Origin of the sequence: Croceicoccus ponticola (genome assembly GCF_004004515.1) — a bacterium.
Taxonomy (GTDB): domain Bacteria; phylum Pseudomonadota; class Alphaproteobacteria; order Sphingomonadales; family Sphingomonadaceae; genus Croceicoccus; species Croceicoccus ponticola.
In genome coordinates, this window is sequence record NZ_RXOL01000017.1 from 1 (window position 1) to 724 (window position 724).

The window sequence follows — 724 nt, forward strand, 5'->3', positions numbered from 1 at the left end:
TGGTGAAGCGTTTTGCCGAGCTCGGCTTTCTCGGCATCAACGTGTCGAGCGACCTTGGCGGGCTTGGCATGGGCAATATCGAAGCGCTGATCGTGCTGGAGGAATTCGGCAAGATTTCGTCGGCCATCGGTTTTCCGGTCTTCGAAAGCTCGGTCGGCCCGGTTCGCGCGATCGAATATTTTGCGTCGGATGAACTGAAAAAGCGCATCGTCCCCGCCGTTTGCGCCGGCGACATGGTGGTCGCGGTGTCGATGTCCGAACCCGATGCCGGCAGCGCGCTGACCGACCTCAAGACCAAGGGCGTCGTGCAGGACGACAAGATCGTCATCAACGGCACCAAGCGCTGGTGTTCGGGCGGCGGCCATGCCGATGCCTATGTCGTCTATTGCCGCCTCTCAGACGCCCCGGGGGCCAAGGGCATCGGCGCGGTGCTGGTCGAAAAGGATGCGCCGGGTCTGTCGTTCGGCCCGAACGAACAGCTGATGGGTTTTCGCGGCGTGCCTTCGTCCGATCTCAACTTCGACGATTGCGAAGTGCCGGTCGGCAACGTGATCGTGCCCGCCGGCGGCTTCAAGAAGCTGATGGAAGCATTCGACCTCGAACGCTGCGGCAATGCGACGATGTCGCTGGCGCAGGCGTCGGGCGCGCTGGCGGATGTTTGCGAATATGTGCTTGAACGCAAACAGTTCGGCAAGCCGATCGCCGAATTCCAGGCCGTGCAGCT

Annotated in this window: 1 protein-coding gene; it reads left to right on the top strand. The window is 62.0% G+C overall.

Translation table 11 applies throughout. The annotated features are described in order from the left end of the window. Nucleotides 1–724, top strand: a 724-nt coding sequence (locus EKN06_RS15540) for an acyl-CoA dehydrogenase family protein (RefSeq protein ID WP_164844116.1), incomplete at both ends; no start/stop codon positions are given.